Genomic DNA, 18,273 nt, shown 5'->3' with positions numbered 1-18,273 from the left:
CGCGCCGGTGCTCAGCCGCCGAACCTGAAGTCCACCTCCGACGGGGTCGTTTCCCCCGGCCAGTTCAGCCGGGTCGGGGCCGGCGGGGTTTCGGCGAGGACGCTGCCGCGCGAGACGACGTAGCGCGGGCGGACCTGGCGGCGGATCGCGTCGGCGGGGGTGTCGGCCGGCAGCAGGACGAAGGAGGCGGGGGCGCCCTCGGCGATGCCGTACTCGGACGGGCCGAGGCCCAGCACGCGCGCCGCGCGGTCCGTCACCATCGAGAAGGCCACCGGGATCTCGTCCGCCCCGGTGAGCTGGGCGGCGTACAGGCCGACGAGGGCGGTCTGGAGCGGGTTCGCGGTGCCGAGCGCGTTCCACGGGTCCATCACGTCGTCGTGCCCGAAGGCCACGTTGACGCCCGCCGCCAGCATCTCCTTGACCTGGGTGAGGCCGCGCCGCTTGGGGTACGCGTCGAAGCGGCCCTGGAGGTTGAGGTTGGCGAACGGGTTGGAGACCAGGTTGATCCCCGAACGGGCCAGCAGGCGCTGGAGTTTGAAGCTGTACGCGCCGCCGTAGGAACCCATCGCCGTCGTGTGCGAGGCGGTGGCCCGCTCGCGCAGCCCCGAGCGCAGGGCGAGCGTGGCCAGCACCTCCACGAAGCGGGACTGGTCGTCGTCGATCTCGTCGCAGTGGGCGTCCACGCGCAGCCCGTACTCCTCGGCCAGCGCGAACGCGGTCCCGAGGGACGCGACCCCGTCCTCGCGGGTGTCCTCGAAGTGCGGGATCGCCCCGACGACGTCCGCGCCGCGCCGGACGGCCTCGCGCAGCAGCGCCTCGCCGTCGGGGAAGGAGACGATGCCCTCCTGCGGGAACGCGACGATCTGCAGCGTCATGACGTCCCGCACCCGGTCGCGGACCTCCGCCAGCGCGTCGAGCGCGGTCAGCGACGGGTCCGTGGTGTCGCAGTGGGTGCGGACGTGCAGCACGCCCTGCGCCGCCTGCCAGCGCAGCACCTCGGTGGCCCGCGCGACCACGTCCTCGCGGGTCAGGGTCCGCTTGCGCTCGCTCCAGCGGGCGATGCCCTCCCAGAGCGTGCCGGAGGCGTTCGGGCGCGGATCGCCGGCCGTCAGGGCCGTGTCCAGGTGGATGTGCGGCTCGACGAACGGGGGCGACAGCAGCCCGCCGTGCGCCTCGATCAGCACCCCGGTGGCGGGCGGCTCCTTCTGGTCGTCGCACGGCACCACCCGCGCGATCCGGCCGTCCTCGCCGACCTCCACGTCGACCCGGCCTTCGGTCCCCTGCACCCGGGCGCCCCGGACGATCATCCGCATACGGGGCACCCTACGGCCGCGGGAACGCGCGGGCGCGTCAGCCGGACGCGCTCCCGTGGCGGCGGTTGCGCACCGAACCCTTCTCGTACTGCGAGGCCACCGGGAAGTAGCTGGCCAGGAAGACGGCGATGGCGTCGGCCTGCTCCTCCTCCGGCACGTCCCCGTCGTGGTAGTCGTTGATGCAGAACACGTCGTGCGAGCGCGCGGCCAGCAGCCGGTGCAGCCGTACGTGGTGGTCGCGCAGACCGACGTTGACGAACGCCGAGCTGATCGCGCTGGGGACGCTGCGCCCGGTGAGGATCCCGTACCAGTGGTGCAGGGACGAGGGGATCGCGAGGTCGGTGCGGGCGCGGAACTGCGCCGACGCCGTGAGGGCGACCTCCTCCGGGAACCGCTTCTCGATCTCCTCCAGCGTGCTGCGGCGCAGCGGGTGCGGGGTGTGCAGGAAGGTGTTGGCGACCGTCTTGCCGAACTCCCGCTCGATCAGGGCGCGGTTGTTCTTCGCGGCGGAGAACACCAGGTCGCTGTCCAGCGAGGGGTCGCCGGCCGGGACCGAGGTGGGCGACATGAAGCACTTGGCGGTGCCGCTGCCGAGGAAGAAGGACTCGGCCTTCATGGGCCGGCCGAGGAAGACGTCGTCGTTGAAGTACAGGACGTGCTCGGACAGGCCCTCGATGCGGTGCAGCCGGCTCTCGATGGCGTGCGAGTTGTACGAGGGCAGCTTGCCCGTGTCTCCGAAGACCTCGCGGTGGCTGACCACGCGCACGCGCGGGTGGTCGGTGTCGAGCCAGTCGGGGGTCTGGTCGTCGGTGACGAGGTAGATGTTGCGGACCCACGGGGCGTGCAGGTCCAGCGAGCGCAGCGAATAGCGGAGCTCGTCGCGGTTGCGGAAGCGGGCGGAGCTGCCGGCGGACGCGGCCGCGAGTCGGCCGTGCTCCTCCTGCACCTCGGTGTTGCGCTTCAGCCAGACGGGGTCGGTGTTGTCGACCCAGGTGTAGACGACGTCGATGGGGAAGTCGACCTGGTCCACGAACGTCTTGGTGTAGGCGTCGAGGGTGTCGTACTCCCGGCCGCCGAGAGTGGTCTTGGCGGCATCCGCCAGCACCGCGCGCGGCAGGGTCGCGCCGTAGCGGGTGCCGCCCGGGATGGTCACGGTGTTCTCGTCGTCCTCGGTGTCGCGCCAGAACGCGACGTCGCACCCGTAGACGCCGCTGACGCGCAGCTGACCGCGGCCGGTGAGGACCGGGCGGAAGACGCGTACGGTGCCGCACGACTCGGGGAGCATCGCCGGGGTGAGCACGGCCGCCAGGACGGTGCGCAGCACGGCGCCGCGCTCGTTGAGCACGGCCACGTACACCGGCTCGTCGCGGTAGCGCTCGGCGAAGTCCTTCACGAACGCCTCGCGGCGCGAGCCGTCCACGGCGAGGGTGTGGCGCAGCTGGGGGGTCTCGGTGAGCGCGTACGGGATCGCGAGCGACTCCAGTACGTCGACCGCGAGGTCGAGGTTGTCGCGCATCACCTCGAACGGCGTGGTGTCCTCGCGGACCAGGCAGATCTGCCCGCCGGCCCGCTTGACGTCCGAGCGGGCCGCCTCGATCCGCACTTCCTGGGCCTTGGCGGCCACGGAGGACTGCGGACGGTCGACGACGAGCGGCACGGCGGCGCCGACGATCCCGCCCTGGGCGTCGGCCGCGGCCTGGAGGAACCGGCGACGGGCCTTGTCGGCGTCACGGTTCCCGTCGGCGCGGTACGCGGCCAGCTCGTCCAGGAGCCGGTTCCACTGCTGGGCCACCTTGCCGTCGGTGAACCGCTCGGAGGTCTTCTGCGCGGCGGCGCCCATCCGGTGGCGCAGCTCGTCGTCGTCCATCAGCTTGGCGAGGGCGGCGGCCAGCTCGCCTTCGTCGCCGAGGGGAACGAGCAGGCCGTCGTGGCCGTCGGTGAGGATCTCGGCGGGGCCGTTGGGGCAGTCGTAGGCGATGACGGGCACGCCGGCGGCCTGCGCCTCGACGATCACCAGGCCGAACGCCTCGACGCGCGAGGTGAGTACGGCGACGGACGCCTTCGCCCACTCCTCGGACATGTTGGGGGTGCTGCCCACGAGCTGCACCTGGTCGGCGACGCCGTGCTGGCCGGCGATGCCCTTCAGGGCGCGCATCCGGGGACCGTCGCCGAGGATGCGCAGGTTCCAGCGCGGCCGGTCGGCGGCGACGGTGGCGAAGGCGCGGATGGCGTCCTCGATCTGCTTCTCCGCCGCGAGCCGGGCGCCCAGGACCACGGTCCGGGTCTCCAGGGTGGAGCGCGGACGGAAGCCGTCCGGGAGGGCGTTGCCGATGGTGGCGAGGCGGGGGGCGCAGTCGCCGAGGGTGTCGGCGAACCAGTCCTGGGTGCGCTCGGTGAGCGACACCAGCCCGTCGATGTGCGAGGTGAACAGGCGCAGCGGCTCACCGGAGGTGCCGCGCAGCTCCGAGACGCGGTGGTCCAGGTGCACGGTGAGGACGTGGTCCGGGGCCAGCTGCGCCATGTAGGCCATCAGCGGCGGCGTGGTGGAGATCAGCACGTCCGTGTCGATGGTGCGCAGCGCCTCGGTGAGTTCGAGGTCGGTGAGCCGGTTGAAGGCGGCTTCCCACTCGGGGCGCACCAGCTCGCTGGGCGTGGCCGCGAGGCGGCGGTACGCGGCGTTCAGGTCGGGGTCGCCGTCCACCGGGCGCTGGGCGCCCCGCTTGTCCACGAGGTTGCGGACGCTGACGGATTCGCTCGTGAAGAACGCCTCGTTCTGCGTCCGGAAGACGCTGAGGATGCTCACCTCGTGCTGCTGGGACAGCAGCTCGGCGAGCGTCATGGTGGCGATCTCGGTCCCGCCGATCGTGTCGGCAGAAGTCAGCAGAAAGGTGATTTTCACAGCGGCCTTCGATGGGTGCGGCGGTCCGGGTGCGGTGGCCTCGGTCGGCTGGACGGTTCGGCTGGACGGTGGCGGGGGACGCGTCCGGTCCCTCAGGGGGTACCGGACTTCCTCGGCGTACAGACGAGCTGGAGGGCGCCGCGGCGGGTGTACTGCGGCTTGACCTCGACGAACGTGCCGTCCTGCGCCCGGACCGTGAACTTGGGCGGAGTGAGCACCTTGCGGGGGGACCGCAGGTCGTGGCCGTGGCGGCCGATCTCCAGCGGCTTGCCGCCGCGCGGTCCGGGCACGACCCGCAGCGACCAGGTCTGGCGGGCGGAGGTGTCCAGCAGCCGGCCCAGCGGCAGGGTCACGCGCCAGGCGGTCGCGTCCGCGGGCAGCGGTTCGGCGGTGTGGCGCAGCACCGTCCGGCGCTGCTGCTCGACCAGTTCCACGATCGGCGGCGTGGCGCCGTCGCGGGCCGTGTCCGGGCCGTAGACGGCGAACAGGACGCTGGTACCGGTGAAGGCGCGGTTGACGCGCAGTACCTCCGCCCGGGCCACGGCCGGTGCGATGGTCAGCCGGAGCCGGCCGGCCGGGGTGAGGCCGAGGCGGTGGCGGCGGCCGGTGCGGACACAGGTGTCCAGCGGGCGCGTCGGGCCGCCGTAGGCGGGCGCGCCGTCGCCGATGAGCTGGAGGCGGACGGGCGCCGGGGAGCCGGAGTCGAGCTCCAGGCCCAGGGTCCAGCGGCCGAGGGTGACCGGTACTCCGCCGATGTCCTCGCCGAGCAGCACGGTCGCCTGGACGGACGTCTGGCCGTCGCGCTCGCGGTGCAGCCGGGCCGCGGCTCGTATTCGGGTGCCGCCGCTGATGAACAGGACGTGCGCCCGCGCGGGGGCGTCGCCGTCGGGGCCGGAGGCGTCGGGAGCGGAGGCGTCGGGAGCGGAGGCGTCGGGGCCGGAGGCGTCGGGAGCGGAGGCGTCGGGGCCGGAGGCGTCGGGGCCGGAGACGTCAGCGCCGGAGGCGTCGGGGCCCGCGACGGGGACGCCCGCCGGGAGCAGGGCGCGCAGGTTCAGGGTGTGGCCGTCGAGCACGGCGGCGTACTGGACGCGCGCCGCGGAGCCCTGTGCGGCGGGCATCAGGACGGAGTCGACGAGGGTGCTGCGCCCGCTGGCCAGGCCGGCGGCGGCGCGGCGGCGCACCGAGGCGCCGACCTTCATCGCCGGGCTGCGGCGCAGCGCGATGCCCGCGGATTTCTTGATCACGCTCAGTGCGTGGCGGGGCGCGGTCACCGCCGGACCCCCCGGCCGCCCGCCGTCGGCACGTGGCCGAGCTCGGTTCGCGGGTTCTGCGGGCTCAGCGGGTTCCCGGAAGGCGTGATCTGGAAGTGCACCCAAGCAGAGTAACCGGATCCCCGGGGTCGGCATGCTGGCCGCATGGTGCGGGGGGCGCGTTGCTGTGTCAATGCACACACGCGTGCGCCCCTCACGCCCGTCGCCGCGGCCCGATCCATTCCCGAGGCCCGGGACCCACCACCTAGAATGGGGAGAAATCCCGCTGCGCACTGCTCTCGGAGCACGTTTGTGACGGGGACGTTCGCAGGGGGTTTTCTTGACGCTCACCCCGTGCATGGGCTTCCTTTGGCCCGGCATGATAGGCGACGGATCCGTTATCGAGGAGCAGGGATGAGGCGCAGCACATCGTGACCGTACCGTCGCTGAAGCAGGAGCCGGCCGCCGCGCAGGTGCCGCCGGCACCCACCGCAGGCAGCGGGCGGCCCAACGCCGAGGGCTCCGCGCTCGTCGGTGTCTACCGCAAGGTGATGCCGACCCGTCTGCGCCGCGTGGTCGCCGCCCGCTACTCCCCCGAGACCCGCCGCCGCATCAAGCAGTCCATCGGCTCCGGCGGCGTCGGCCAGATGCCGGGCAAGGTGCGCGGCGCGAGCCTGGCCACCCTGCGCCGCTCCCTCGTCGCCGGTTCCGGCGCCCTCGTCATAACCGTGGGCGGACGGCCGCGCATCGCCTTCGTCGATGACGGCCTGTCGCCCGAGACCACCCGCCGCGCCGGCCTCGGCGCGGTCACCGCGGCCCTCGACTCCGCGGGTGTCGACTACTTCTGTGTGCGCAACCAGGAGCGCCAGGCCACCACCGTGGCCGTCGCCGACTCCGACCGCGCCCGCGCCCTGGCCGCCCTCCAGGAGCTGAGCCGGACGCTGCCCGCCTACTTCGGCCCGCGCGGCCCGGAGAGCAAGCGGATCGTCCCCGCCTACCAGCCCGCCAACTGGCGCCGGTTCTCGCGCGCCCGCACCCTGCGCCTGTTCTGGTACCGGACCGACCCGGGCCAGAGCGTGGTCCTGGGCCCCGAGAACGGCTGCGACATCGAGTTCTGGGCCCGCGAGGACGACCGTCTGGTCGCCCCGCGCCGCAACTTCATCACCGAGTCCGTGCCGGTCGAGGCCCCCTCCGTGGAGGTCCCGGCGACCACGTTCACGGCGCCCTGGGGCACCCGTACCAGCACCGCCATGACGGTGCGCACCCGCGCGGAGTTCACCACCAAGGTCCCCGGCGACATCCCCTTCCCCGTCGACGTCGTCTACACCTGGGTGGACGGCTCCGACCCCGCGTGGCTGCGCCGCCGGTCCGAGTTCACCGGCGCCGACTACCACGCCGAGGCCGCGAACGCGGCGCGCTACGCCAACCACGACGAACTGCGCTACTCCCTGCGTTCGCTGGCCACCTACGCGCCCTGGGTCCGCACGATCTACCTGGTCACCGACGACCAGACCCCCGAGTGGCTGGACACCGAGCAGCCCGGGATCAAGGTGGTCAGCCACCGCGAGATCTTCACCGACCCGGCCGCGCTGCCCACCTTCAACTCGCACGCCATCGAGAGCCAGCTCCACCACATCGACGGCCTCGCCGAGCACTTCCTCTACTTCAACGACGACGTGTTCCTCGGCCGTGAGATGGCGCCGGGCGACTTCTTCCTGGCCAACGGCCTGACCCAGTTCTTCCCCTCCCCCGCCCTGGTGCCGCTCGGCCCGCCGTCCAGCGACGACGTGCCCGTCTCCATCGCGGGCAAGAACAACCGGGCCCTGATCCAGGAGCGCTTCGGCACCACCCCGGTGCAGAAGATGCGGCACGTCCCGCACGCGCTGAACCGCGCCGTCCTCAGCGAGATCGAGGACGAGTTCGCGGAGCAGCACCGGGCCACCGCCGCGCAGCGTTTCCGCAGCCCGGAGGACATCGCGATCCCCTCCTCGCTGTACCACTACTACGCGTTCCACACCGGGCGGGCGCTGGCCGGAGATCTCGAATACGTCTACATCGACGTCTCCCTGCCCAACGCAGGCAACCGATTGGACCGTTTGCTCCTCTCACGTGACAGAGACGTGTTCTGCCTGAACGACACTCTCTCCACGGAAGAGGATTTCGACTGCAGCACCCGGCTTCTGCACCCCTTCCTGGAGTCCTATTTTCCAGTGCCGAGCCGGTACGAGCGGCCTGCGTGACCACGAGAGAGCTCCGTGACCGTACGTCCGACCCGGCGCACTGTTGTCGCCGGTCTCGTCGCCATTGCCGCGGCGGGTTGCACGACCGACTCAGACGGCAAGAAGAAGCCCGCCCCGAAGGCTCCGCCCCAGGACCGGGCTTCCCTACCCGCGGGGAAGGACGGTATGAGCGGCGCTCGGATCATGCAGATCGTGGCCCATCCGGACGACGACCTGTACTTCATGAACCCGGAGCTCCAGCAGTCGATCGCCGACAACGACCGGGTGGTCAGCGTCTACGTCAACTGCGGCGAGAGCTCGGGCGTCAACAAGGTCCCCGGTGACAAGCAGCCCCCCAAGCCCGACATCCCGGGCTACGCGGGGGCCCGTCGGCAGGGCCTGCGCCAGGCGTACGCGCTGATGGCGACCGGCCAGGACCAGTCGCCGTGGAAGCTGGAGGCCAAGCCCCTGCCCGACGGCACGGTCATCGAGGTCGACACGCTGGTGGGGCACCCCGGCATCCAGCTGGTGTTCGTCGGCGTCCGCCAGCACGCGGGCGGCAACCGCCCGGGCAACAGCCTGCCCGCCCTGTGGGCGGACCCGTCCATGTCGACCAGCACCCTGGCCACCACCGGGTCCCCGGCCCAGTCCATGCACGAGGTGACCCGCGAGAGCCTGATCGCCGCGCTCGCCGCGCTGCTGAACGAGCACAAGCCGACGCTCGTCCGCACCCTGGACCCCGACCCCGACCTGCAGATCCACGACTCGAAGAACCGGCCGCACCACGACCAGCCCGGCTACTCCGACCACCCGGACCACACCGCCGCGGCCCTGTTCGCGTACGCCGCCCTGGAGCGCTACCAGGGGCCCGGCGGCGGTGGCTCGTACTCCGTCATGAGCTACCGCGGGTACTACAACGAGCGCTGGCCGCACAATCTGCCGCCGCAGATCCAGCGCGCCAAGGCCGACGTCCTCAACGCCTACGGCGGCTCCCCGGACCGCTGCGACTTCGTCGCCGGATGCGGCGACTACGACGTCGGCCAGGACCGCTCGTACGGCCCCGGCTGGCTCCAGCGCACCTCCCAGCGCCAGCCCACCGCCGCGCCCCGGATCCAGCAGGCCCCCGGCGGCCGGCTCACCGCGTTCGGTGTGCTCGCCGGCCAGGCCGCCATGTGGCAGGAGTCCGCACCCGGCAGCGGCAAGTGGGGCAAGCCCGCACTGCTCGGCGGCGACGGACTGCTGCCCGGACTGGCCGCCGTCCTCACCGCGGACGGCCGCTGGCAGCTGTACGCCCAGCGCGTCGCCGGTCTGGGCGCGAAGGCCGACGAGAACCTGCGCGAGCTCGTCACGGCCGAGCAGCAGAAGGCCGGCGGCCCGTTCGGCGCCTGGAGCTCGCTCGGCAACCCCGAGAAGGACCCGGAGCGCGGCCGCCGCGTGGGCGCCCCCGTGGTGGCCATCGCCGGCGACGGCGCCACCCACCTCTTCGCGCGCAACTGGTCCAAGGGCGTCTCCACCCGCCGCCGCGGCGGCGACGGCGCCTGGAGCGGCTGGCGCGACCTCGGCGGCGCCGAGGTGCAGGAAGGCCTGGCGGTCACCACCGACGCCAAGGGCCGCGTCCACGTCCTGGCCGCCGGACACGACACCGTCCACCACTGGACGCACGACCAGCCCGGCCAGGAACTGTCCCCGGTCCCCTCCGGCCTGCCCACCCCCGCGGACCCGCCGACCGTGCTGGCCCGCCCCGACGGCTCGCTGCTCCTGGCGTTCCGCCAGCCGAAGACCGGCTGCCCGCAGCTCCACCGCCGCCCGGTGGACGGCGGCGCGTGGACCGATGCCAAACTCGACCTCGCGGGCCGCGGCTACGGGCCGCTCACCCTCCTCCCGCTCCGCGAGGGAGTGCTCATGGCGGCCCGCAACAACGACGGCGGCACCAGTCTGGCTACCCTCGATACCGGCGCCACCCCCCGCTGGACCAGTATCAAGGGCGCCGCCGTCGGTCAGGCCGCCCTGGCCACCGACTCCGCGAACCGCCCCGTCCTCGCCCGCCTGGCGCCCGACGCGACCCTCGTGACGAGCGCCATCCCACAGACAAGCCACTGATGACCACACCAGCCGTCCCCGCTGTCATACCCGCTCAGGCAGGGGCCCCCCACCCTGCTCCCGGCCCCGCCCGGCGCGGGCGTCTCTACACGCTCGACGGGCTGCGGCTGGTCGCCGCGCTGATCGTCGTCGCCTTCCACTTCGTCGCCTTCGACAACTGGTCGACGCCGGTGTGGGGCAAGTCCACCGCCGTGATCTTCCCGACGGCGCACCCGATCGCCTCGTACGGCTGGCTGGGCGTGCAGCTGTTCTTCCTGATCAGCGGCTTCGTGATCTGCATGTCCTGCTGGGGCCGCTCGGTCAAGGACTTCGCGATCTCCCGGGTGATCCGGCTCTACCCCGCGTACTGGTTCGCCGTACTGCTCACCGCGGGCGTGATGCTGTGGGCCCACGGGATGGCACAGACGGGGTACACCCCCTCCAAGATCCTCGCGAACCTGACGATGCTCCAGGAGCCGATGGGCGCGGGCGACATAGACCCCGTCTACTGGACGCTCTGGACCGAGCTGCGCTTCTACCTGCTGTTCGGCATCGTCGCCGCCCTCGGCGTCACCTACCGCCGGGTGGTCGTCTTCTGCGCGGTGTGGCTGCTGATGTCGGTGCTCGCCCCCCACTCCGGCATCGACCTCATCCAGCTGATGGCGATGCCGGACGCGGCCCCCTTCTTCGTCGCGGGCGTGGTGATGTTCCTGATGCACCGGTTCGGCACCAAGCCCGAGCTGTGGCTGCTGCTCGGACTGTCCTGGCTGCTCGCCCAGAACCAGCTGCCCAACCTGATGAAGACGGCCGAGGGCTCGGTCAAGCACCAGCTGTCGTGGGGCATCTGCCTCGCCGTGATCACGGTGTTCTACCTGCTCGTGCTCGGCGTGGCCCTCGGCCGCCTGCGCTTCTTCAACCGCAAGTGGCTCACCACCGCCGGAGCGCTCACCTTCCCGCTGTACCTGCTGCACGAGGAACTGGGCTGGGAGATCATCCGCCGCCTGCACACCGACGTGGCGGCCTGGCCGCTGCTCGGCGGCATCCTCGCGGTCATGCTGATCGCCTCCTGGCTGGTGCACCGCTTCATCGAGCGGCCGAGCGCCAAGGCCATGAAGAAGTGGCTCACCGGAGCCGGTCCGACCGCCACCCGGAGCTGAGGCACCCGGGCGCGGCGCAGCGCGCACGACGAAGGGGCGGGACGGGAAACCGTCCCGCCCCTTCGTCGTGCGGAGGGTGCCGCGCCCGCCGCGCCGTGCCGCGAGAATGGGGCCATGACCAGCGACAGCGATGTGACCCCCGACTGGCCCGACTGGGAGAAGCGGTTCCGCGCACCGCGCGTCGGGCTGCCCGACTGGGCGGAGGACGCCCCCGACCGCGCGCTCTTCGTCTCCAACGCGACCGGCACCTTCGAGCTCTACGCCTGGGACCGCGCCACCGGCGGTCAGCGGCAGGCCACCGACCGCCCCAACGGCACCACCGACGGCACCCTCTCCCCCGACGGCGAGTGGATCTGGTGGTTCTCCGACACCGACGGCGACGAGTTCGGCACCTGGGTGCGCCAGCCCTTCGCGGGCGGCCCCGACGAGCCGGCCACCCCGGGCCTGGAGCCCTCGTACCCGGCCGGGCTGGCCATCGGGCGCGACGGCACGGCGGTCGTGGGATGCAGCACCGACGAGGACGGATCGACCGTCCACGTGGTGCGGCCGGGCGGCGCGGAGCCCGTGGTGATCTACCGGCACCGCGAGTCGGCCGGCGTCGGCGACCTGTCCCGGGACGGGACCCTGATCGCCATCGAGCACACCGAGCACGGCGACGCCATGCACTCCGCGCTGCGCGTGGTCACCCTCGACGGCGCCACGGTCGCGGAGCTCGACGACTCCGAGGGCGGCACGCGGGAGCTCGGTCTGGAGGTGCTGGGCTTCGCCCCGGTCGCCGGGGACACCCGGCTGCTCATCGGCCACCAGCGGCGCGGCCGCTGGGAGCCGATGGTGTGGGACGTGACCGCCGGCACCCAGGAGGACCTGGCGATCGACCTGCCGGGCGACGTCAGCGCCGAGTGGTACCCGGACGGCTCGGCCCTGCTGATCGCGCACAGCTTCGAGGCGCGCAGCGAGCTGTGGCGCTACGACCTGGCCGCGCGGGAACTCGTACGGGTGGACACGCCGCCGGGGACGGTCTCGGGGGCGACCGCGCGGCCGGACGGGACGGTGGAGTACCAGTGGTCCTCGGCGGCCGAGCCCGCCGCCGTACGGTCCACCGCGGGCGGGGTCGTCCTGGACCCGCCGGGATTCCGGCCGCCGGCCTCGGTGCCGGTGGAGGACGTGTGGGTGGAGGGCCCGGGCGGGCGGATCCACGCGCTGGCGCAGCGGCCGGTGGGGCACGGTGACGGCCCCTTCCCGACCATCTTCGAGATCCACGGCGGCCCCACCTGGCACGACAGCGACGCCTTCGCGGCGACCCCGGCGGCCTGGCTCGACCACGGCTTCGCGGTCGTCCGGGTCAACTACCGGGGCTCCACGGGCTACGGGCGCGAGTGGACCGACGCCCTCAAGCACCGGGTCGGCCTGATCGAGCTGGAGGACATCGGCGCGGTCCGCGCGTGGGCGGTGGCCTCCGGCCTGGCGGACCCGGCGCGGCTGGTGCTGTCGGGCGGCTCGTGGGGCGGGTACCTGGCGCTGCTGGGCATCGGCACGCAGCCGGGGGACTGGGCGGTCGGGCTGGCCGCCGTACCGGTCGCGGACTACGTGAGCGCCTACGAGGACGAGATGGAGGCGCTGAAGTCCCTGGACCGCACCCTCTTCGGCGGCACGCCGGAGGAGGTCCCGGAGCGCTTCGAGGCGTCCTCGCCGCTGACGTACGTGGACGCGGTGCGGGCACCGGTGCACATCGCGGCCGGGGTGAACGACCCGCGCTGCCCGATCCGGCAGATCGAGAACTACGTCGACCGGCTGGCGGCGCGCGGCGCGGTGCACGAGGTGTACCGGTACGACGCCGGGCACGGCTCGCTCGTCGTGGAGGAGCGGATCAAGCAGGTCCGGATGGAGCTGGAGTTCGCGCTGAAGCACCTTCCGAACTGAGCCGCGGTCGGGACCCGGAGCCGGTCCCGCCCAACCCCGGCAGCTCTGATCCGGTGCACCCCCCGTACGGTGGTGGGGTGCACCGGTTTCTCCTGACCCCGCGCTGGTGGGGGATCAACGTCTTCGTCGCGCTCGGCGTTCCCTTCTGCCTGTTCATGGGGTCCTGGCAGCTCGGCCGGTTCGAGGACCGCGTCGACAGCCACCGCGAGGCGACCGCGAACGCCGAACGGCCCGCGGACCGGACGGCCAAGCCGCTGGACTCGCTGCTCCCGGTGGACAGGAACACCTCCGGACGGCTCGCCTCCGCCAGTGGGGAGTACGGAGAGCAGCTGCTGGTCCCGGAGCGGACGCTCGACGGGAAGGCCGGGTTCTACGTCCTGACGCTGCTGAAGACCGACTCCGGCAAGGCCGTTCCCGTGGTCCGGGGCTGGCTGCCGGGCGCGGCGGACGCGGCGAGGGCCCCGGCCGCGCCGACCGGGCGGGTGGAGGTGACGGGCGCGCTCCAGGCCTCGGAGAACTCCGGCACCAAGGGCGTGCACGCGGGCGGCGGTCTGCCGGCCGGTCAGCTCGGGGTGATCGCTGCGGCCTCGCTGGTCAACATCGTGCCGGGTGAGCTGTACGACGCGTGGCTGACGGTGCAGACGGCGGCGGACGGGCTGACTCCGGTGCCCGCGCAGGCCCCGGCCAACACCGGGCTGGACCTGAAGGCCTTCCAGAACCTCGGTTACACCGGCGAGTGGTTCGTCTTCGCCGCGTTCGTGCTGTTCATGTGGTTCCGGCTGTACCGGCGCGAGGTGGAGACCCTGCGGGACACCGAGGCGGGACTCCTGCCGGAGACCGAGCCGGCGGGCACCGCTGCCGCCAAGGCCTGACGCCGGCCCGGCCCCCGGCCCGCTCTGTCCCCCGCCCTACGGCTTCGGTGCGTCCAGGGGGATCGCGCCCGTGCGGTAGACCGTCCCGCCGCAGGCGCTGGGGATGGTGGTCTGCGTGGTCGGCGCACCCGACACCGGCGTGTGCGACACCTCCACCCCGCTCGCCTCCGGGGCCGGACCGCCGCCGGCCCGCAGATCGGGGGCCGCGGCCGAATCGCCGCCGCCCGCCGCCTGGGCGCCCGCCGCCTCGGCCGGCTTCTCCGACGGCTTGGCACCCGCCTCCGGGCTCGCCGCCGGGCAGGGATCGCCCGAGGGCACCCAGGCGAACTGGACCTCGTACGCCGCGTTGGGCTGGAGCGTCAGCACCGGCGGCTCCGCCGACGGATCGGTCAGCAGCGCGCTCGCCGGGTCGCCCGGCCGGTGGCCCACCACGCTCACCGCCGGGGCCTGGCCGGTAGCGGCGCCGGGCGCGGGGGTCGCCGTCACGGTGTCCGGGCCGGTGACCGCGCAGCCCTTGCCGGACACGTTGGTGACCTTGAAGCTGCCGAACACCTTGCCGTCGGCCTGCGGGGCGCGGGCGCTGACGTGCACGCCGAGCTGGGCGGCTCCGCATCCGGGCAGCCCCGTGGTGGTGGCCGGGGGCAGCGGGTTCTTGCCCGTCGCCGTACCCGGGGTGGCCGGGCCGGACTCCGCGCCCGCCGTCGCGGCGCCGGGCGCCTGGCCGGGCTGCGCACCCGTGGCGCCCAGGCCCTCGCCGCTCTTGCCGGGGGCCTTCGGGGGCTTCTGGGCGAGGGCGCCCGATCCGTTCTGGTGCGGGTCGGAGGCGGCGCCGTGCTTGCCGCCCTGCTGCTCCCCGTGCCCGGCGATGGCCGAGTGCCCTGCGGTGGTGCCCTCGGCGGCCGTCAGCCGGATCGCGGTGGGGATCCCCGTACCGGCCAGCAGCACGGCCGCGGCGGCTCCGACGAGCACCCGCCGTTTGCGCGCCCGGCGGGCGGGGACGGCGTACCGCAGCCGCTCCAGCGCGCCCTCGGAGGGCTGGAGGTCCTGGACGGCGCCACTCAGCAGGCTCCGCAGCGCCGCTTCCGCACCGATCTCGGCGGTCTTGGCGCTCTCGGCGCTCTCGGCGCTCTCGGCGCTCTCGGCGAGCTCGTGGTCCGGCGCGTTCTTGTGGTCGTCCCTCATGACTGCGCAGCCTCCATCGCCACCCGCAGCGCGGCAATGCCCCGCGATCCGTACGCCTTCACCGAGCCGAGCGAGACGCCGAGCGTCTCCGCGACCTGGGACTCCGTCATGTCCGCGAAGTACCGCAGCACCAGTACCTCGCGCTGGCGCCGCTGGAGTCCCCGCATCGCCTTGATGAGGTCGTCCCGCTCCAGCTGGTCGTACGCGCCCTCCTCGGCGCTGGCCATGTCCGGCATCGGTTTCGACAGCAGCTTGAGGCCGAGGATCCGGCGGCGCAGTGCGGAGCGCGAGAGGTTGACGACGGTCTGGCGCAGGTACGCCAGCGTCTTGTCGCGGTCCCGGACCCGGTTGCGGGCCGAGTGGACGCGGATGAAGGCCTCCTGGACCACGTCCTCGCAGGAGGCGGTGTCGTCGAGGAGCAGCGCGGCGAGCCCGAGGAGCGAGCGGTAGTGCGCCTGGTAGGTCTCCGTGAGGTGGTCGACGGTGGTACCGGCCACCACGACCTTCTCGGCGCCCTCGCCGCCCGCGGCGCTCTCCGCCGTCGGGACGGTCTCCGCCGTCGGGACGGTCTGCGCCGCCTCGGCGGCATCGGCGCTCCCCGCGGTCCCGGAGGTCTCCGCCGGGGTGTCGCCCCCGACGCCTTCCGAGCTATCGCGGGGTGAGGGCACGCGGCCGCCCCGGGTCGGTGCCACGGGCGGTGACGCAACGGGCAACGGGGTGACGGGAGTCGCGCCGGTGGGCGGGACGGGCATGATCACCGGGATCTCGCCGGGTACGCGGGACCGCCGGCGCGACGGACCGATTCCGGTGCGCGCCGGTACGACGGCGAAGTCGAGCAATGCCTCTGCCACGCCCGTTGGACACGCGTCCCCCCGTCAGGGTTGTACGCGCGAGGCAGAACATCCAGCAATATCCCGATTGCCCTCATGCGTACCCGCTCTTCCCGATTGCCCCGTCTTTCGAGACGGCAGTCGGGCCATCACCTTGATCAAGGGATCGACACCGATCCTACAAAGTGAATTACGCAGATTCACCTGCGATCAGTTCCGAGATCTGAGTGGCATTCAGGGCCGCGCCCTTACGGAGATTGTCGGCGCAGACGAAGAACTCCAGCGCGTGATCGTCGTCGAGCGAGGCCCGCACCCGGCCCACCCACGCCGGATCCGTCCCGGCCGCGTCCGCCGGAGTCGGGAACTCCCCCGCCGCCGGGTCGTCGACGAGGACCACCCCGGGCGCCCCCTCCAGGATCTCGCGCGCGTGCGCCGCGTCCACCCGGTTCTCGAACCGCGCCCGCACCGTCAGCGAATGCCCGGCCAGCACCGGTACCTGTACGCAGGTCACCGCCACCGGCAGGTCCGGGAGGTCCAGGATCCGCCGGGTCTCCGCCCGTACGGCCAGCTCGTGCGAGGACCAGCCGCCCTCGCGCAGCTCCCCGGACCACGGCAGCACGTTGAGGGCGAGCGGGCCCGCGAAGGGCCCGGTGTCCTCGCCCACGGCACGGCGCACGTCCCCGGGCTTCTCCCCCAGGTCGGTCCCGGCGACCAGCGACAACTGGCGCCGCAGCGCGGCCGAGCCGGCCCGCCCGGCCGCGCTCGCGGCCTGGTACGAGGAGACGCCCAGGTCGGCCAGCGCGTATTCGGCGTGCAGCGCGCCCACGGCCGCGATCATCGCGGCGGTCACGCAGTCGGGCCCGGCGACGATCCCGCGCGGCCGGATCCGTACCGCGTGGGCGTTCACCTCGGGCACCACCATCGGTACCTCGGGGTCCTCGCGGAAGGCGGCCGACTGGTCGACGGCCACCGCGCCCCGCGTGGTGACCACGGGCGCCCACTGGGCCGAGACCTCGGGCGGGGTCAGGAAGATCACCACGTCGCCCGGACCGAAGCCCTCGAAGGCGTCCTCGGTGAGGGCGAGGACCTCGGCCTCCTCCCCGCGCACGGCCAGCACACGGCCGGCCGAGCGCGCGGAGGCGATCAGGCGTATGTCGCCCCAGATGTCGGCGCGCTGGGACAGGATCGGGAGCAGTACGGAACCGACTGCCCCGGTCGCCCCGACCACGGCGAGCGCCGGGCCGGAGGACCGGTCCGCGGTCATCGTCCGGTGCCTCCGTAGACGACGGCCTCGTCGCTGTCGGAGTCGAGGCCGAAGGCCGTGTGCACGGCGCGGACGGCCTCGTTGACGTCGTCCTGGCGGGTCACGACCGAGATGCGGATCTCGGAGGTCGAGATCAGCTCGATGTTGACGCCCGCGTCGGACAGCGCCTGGAAGAACGAGGCGGTGACGCCCGGGTTCGTCTTCATGCCGGCGCCGACGAGGGAGATCTTGCCGATCTGGTCGTCGTAGCGCAGCGACTCGAAGCCGATCTTGCCCTTGGCCTTCTCCAGCGCCTCGATGGCCTTGTGGCCCTCGGTCTTGGGGAGGGTGAAGGAGATGTCGGTCAGGCCCGTGGAGGCGGCCGACACGTTCTGCACGATCATGTCGATGTTGATCTCGGCGTCCGCGATGGCGCGGAAGATCGCCGCGGCCTCGCCCGGCTTGTCCGGAACGCCGACGACCGTGATCTTGGCTTCGGAGACGTCGTGCGCGACTCCGGAGATGATGGCGTGCTCCACCTGCGCGTCCCCTTGCGGATTCTCGTTGCTGACCCAGGTGCCCGGCAGTCCGGAGAAGGACGAGCGCACGTGGATCGGGATGTTGTAGCGGCGGGCGTACTCGACGCAGCGGTGCAGCAGCACCTTGGAGCCGGAGGCCGCGAGCTCCAGCATGTCCTCGGAGGAGATCCAGTCCATCTTCCGGGCCTTCTTCACGACGCGGGGGTCCGCGGTGAAGACGCCGTCGACGTCGGTGTAGATCTCGCAGACCTCGGCGTCCAGCGCCGCGGCGAGCGCGACGGCGGTGGTGTCCGAGCCGCCGCGGCCGAGGGTGGTGATGTCCTTGCTGTCCGCCGACACGCCCTGGAAACCGGCGACGATGGCGATGTTGCCCCCGTCCAGCGCGGTGCGGATACGGCCCGGCGTGACATCGATGATGCGCGCTTTGTTGTGGACCGAGTCGGTGATGACGCCTGCCTGGCTACCGGTGAACGACTGGGCCTCGTGGCCCAGGTTTTTGATCGCCATGGCCAGCAGGGCCATGGCGATCCGCTCTCCGGCGGTCAGCAGCATGTCGAATTCGCGCCCGGCAGGCATCGGGGATACCTGCTCGGCGAGATCGATCAGCTCGTCCGTCGTGTCGCCCATCGCGGAAACCACGACGACCACCTGGTGGCCGTTCTTCTTGGCATCCACGATCCGCTTGGCGACGCGCTTGATGCCTTCGGCATCGGCTACGGAGGAGCCTCCGTACTTCTGCACGACAAGGCCCACGTGCGCTCCTCGCTCAG

The 18,273-nt window shown here is 72.8% G+C and carries 12 protein-coding genes; 5 read left to right on the top strand and 7 right to left on the bottom strand.

From position 1 onward, the window contains the following. Nucleotides 1-11: 11 nt before the first annotated feature. The 3 genes from codA to EES41_RS42165 all read right to left on the bottom strand — a co-directional run bounded on the left by codA (nucleotide 12) and on the right by EES41_RS42165 (nucleotide 5,456). Nucleotides 12-1,313: a cytosine deaminase gene (gene codA, locus EES41_RS19885; RefSeq protein ID WP_284681855.1), complete on the bottom strand. Its 1,302-nt coding sequence runs from the start codon at nucleotides 1,311-1,313 to the stop codon at nucleotides 12-14. A gap of 37 nt (nucleotides 1,314-1,350) precedes the next feature. Then, nucleotides 1,351-4,212 carry a stealth conserved region 3 domain-containing protein gene (locus tag EES41_RS19880; RefSeq protein ID WP_164495890.1) on the bottom strand — a complete coding sequence of 954 codons (2,862 nt, stop codon included), beginning with the start codon at nucleotides 4,210-4,212 and terminating at the stop codon, nucleotides 1,351-1,353. A 92-nt stretch (nucleotides 4,213-4,304) separates the two neighbouring features. Continuing rightward, nucleotides 4,305-5,456 carry a hypothetical protein gene (locus EES41_RS42165; RefSeq protein ID WP_174261706.1) on the bottom strand — a complete coding sequence of 384 codons (1,152 nt, stop codon included), beginning with the start codon at nucleotides 5,454-5,456 and terminating at the stop codon, nucleotides 4,305-4,307. Nucleotides 5,457-6,013: 557 nt separating this feature from the next. Here EES41_RS42165 and EES41_RS19870 point away from each other — a divergent pair. The 5 genes from EES41_RS19870 (at nucleotide 6,014) to EES41_RS19850 (ending at nucleotide 13,709) form a co-directional block, all read left to right on the top strand. Further along, nucleotides 6,014-7,702 carry a stealth family protein gene (locus EES41_RS19870; protein ID WP_174261828.1) on the top strand — a complete coding sequence of 563 codons (1,689 nt, stop codon included), beginning with the start codon at nucleotides 6,014-6,016 and terminating at the stop codon, nucleotides 7,700-7,702. Between the two features lie 165 nt (nucleotides 7,703-7,867). Beyond that, nucleotides 7,868-9,781 carry a PIG-L family deacetylase gene (locus EES41_RS19865; RefSeq protein WP_254211508.1) on the top strand — a complete coding sequence of 638 codons (1,914 nt, stop codon included), beginning with the start codon at nucleotides 7,868-7,870 and terminating at the stop codon, nucleotides 9,779-9,781. Continuing rightward, complete coding sequence (locus EES41_RS19860; RefSeq protein WP_123079725.1) at nucleotides 9,781-10,917, top strand: acyltransferase; 1,137 nt, start codon at nucleotides 9,781-9,783, stop codon at nucleotides 10,915-10,917. The genes EES41_RS19865 and EES41_RS19860 overlap by 1 nt, the downstream gene beginning before the upstream one ends. A gap of 114 nt (nucleotides 10,918-11,031) precedes the next feature. Next, nucleotides 11,032-12,837 (top strand): prolyl oligopeptidase family serine peptidase, encoded by a 1,806-nt coding sequence (locus EES41_RS19855; RefSeq protein ID WP_123079724.1) that lies wholly within the window; start codon nucleotides 11,032-11,034, stop codon nucleotides 12,835-12,837. Nucleotides 12,838-12,914: 77 nt separating this feature from the next. After that, complete coding sequence (locus EES41_RS19850) at nucleotides 12,915-13,709, top strand: SURF1 family protein (RefSeq protein ID WP_123079723.1); 795 nt, start codon at nucleotides 12,915-12,917, stop codon at nucleotides 13,707-13,709. 36 nt (nucleotides 13,710-13,745) lie between these two features. On the opposite strand, the gene EES41_RS19845 is transcribed toward EES41_RS19850, so the two are convergent. The 4 genes from EES41_RS19845 to EES41_RS19830 form a co-directional block, all read right to left on the bottom strand. Next, nucleotides 13,746-14,891, bottom strand: coding sequence for a hypothetical protein (locus EES41_RS19845; protein ID WP_123079722.1), 1,146 nt, complete (start codon nucleotides 14,889-14,891; stop codon nucleotides 13,746-13,748). Further along, the gene (locus tag EES41_RS19840; RefSeq protein WP_123082579.1) at nucleotides 14,888-15,604 is read right to left on the bottom strand and encodes a SigE family RNA polymerase sigma factor; all 717 of its coding nucleotides are present in this window, start codon (nucleotides 15,602-15,604) and stop codon (nucleotides 14,888-14,890) included. Before EES41_RS19840 ends, EES41_RS19845 begins: the two co-directional genes overlap by 4 nt. A gap of 307 nt (nucleotides 15,605-15,911) precedes the next feature. Further along, nucleotides 15,912-16,985, bottom strand: a complete 1,074-nt coding sequence (locus EES41_RS19835; protein WP_123079721.1) for an aspartate-semialdehyde dehydrogenase — start codon at nucleotides 16,983-16,985, stop codon at nucleotides 15,912-15,914. Further along, a complete protein-coding gene (locus EES41_RS19830; RefSeq protein WP_123079720.1) occupies nucleotides 16,982-18,256 on the bottom strand; it encodes an aspartate kinase in 1,275 nt (424 codons plus the stop codon). The genes EES41_RS19835 and EES41_RS19830 overlap by 4 nt, the downstream gene beginning before the upstream one ends. Between the last annotated feature and the right edge of the window lie 17 nt (nucleotides 18,257-18,273).

This window comes from Streptomyces sp. ADI95-16 (genome assembly GCF_003721495.1).
In the GTDB taxonomy this organism is placed as follows: Bacteria; Actinomycetota; Actinomycetes; order Streptomycetales; family Streptomycetaceae; genus Streptomyces; species Streptomyces goshikiensis.
Note: the sequence above shows the minus strand (reverse complement) of the source record. Positions and strands in the feature narration are given on the sequence as shown.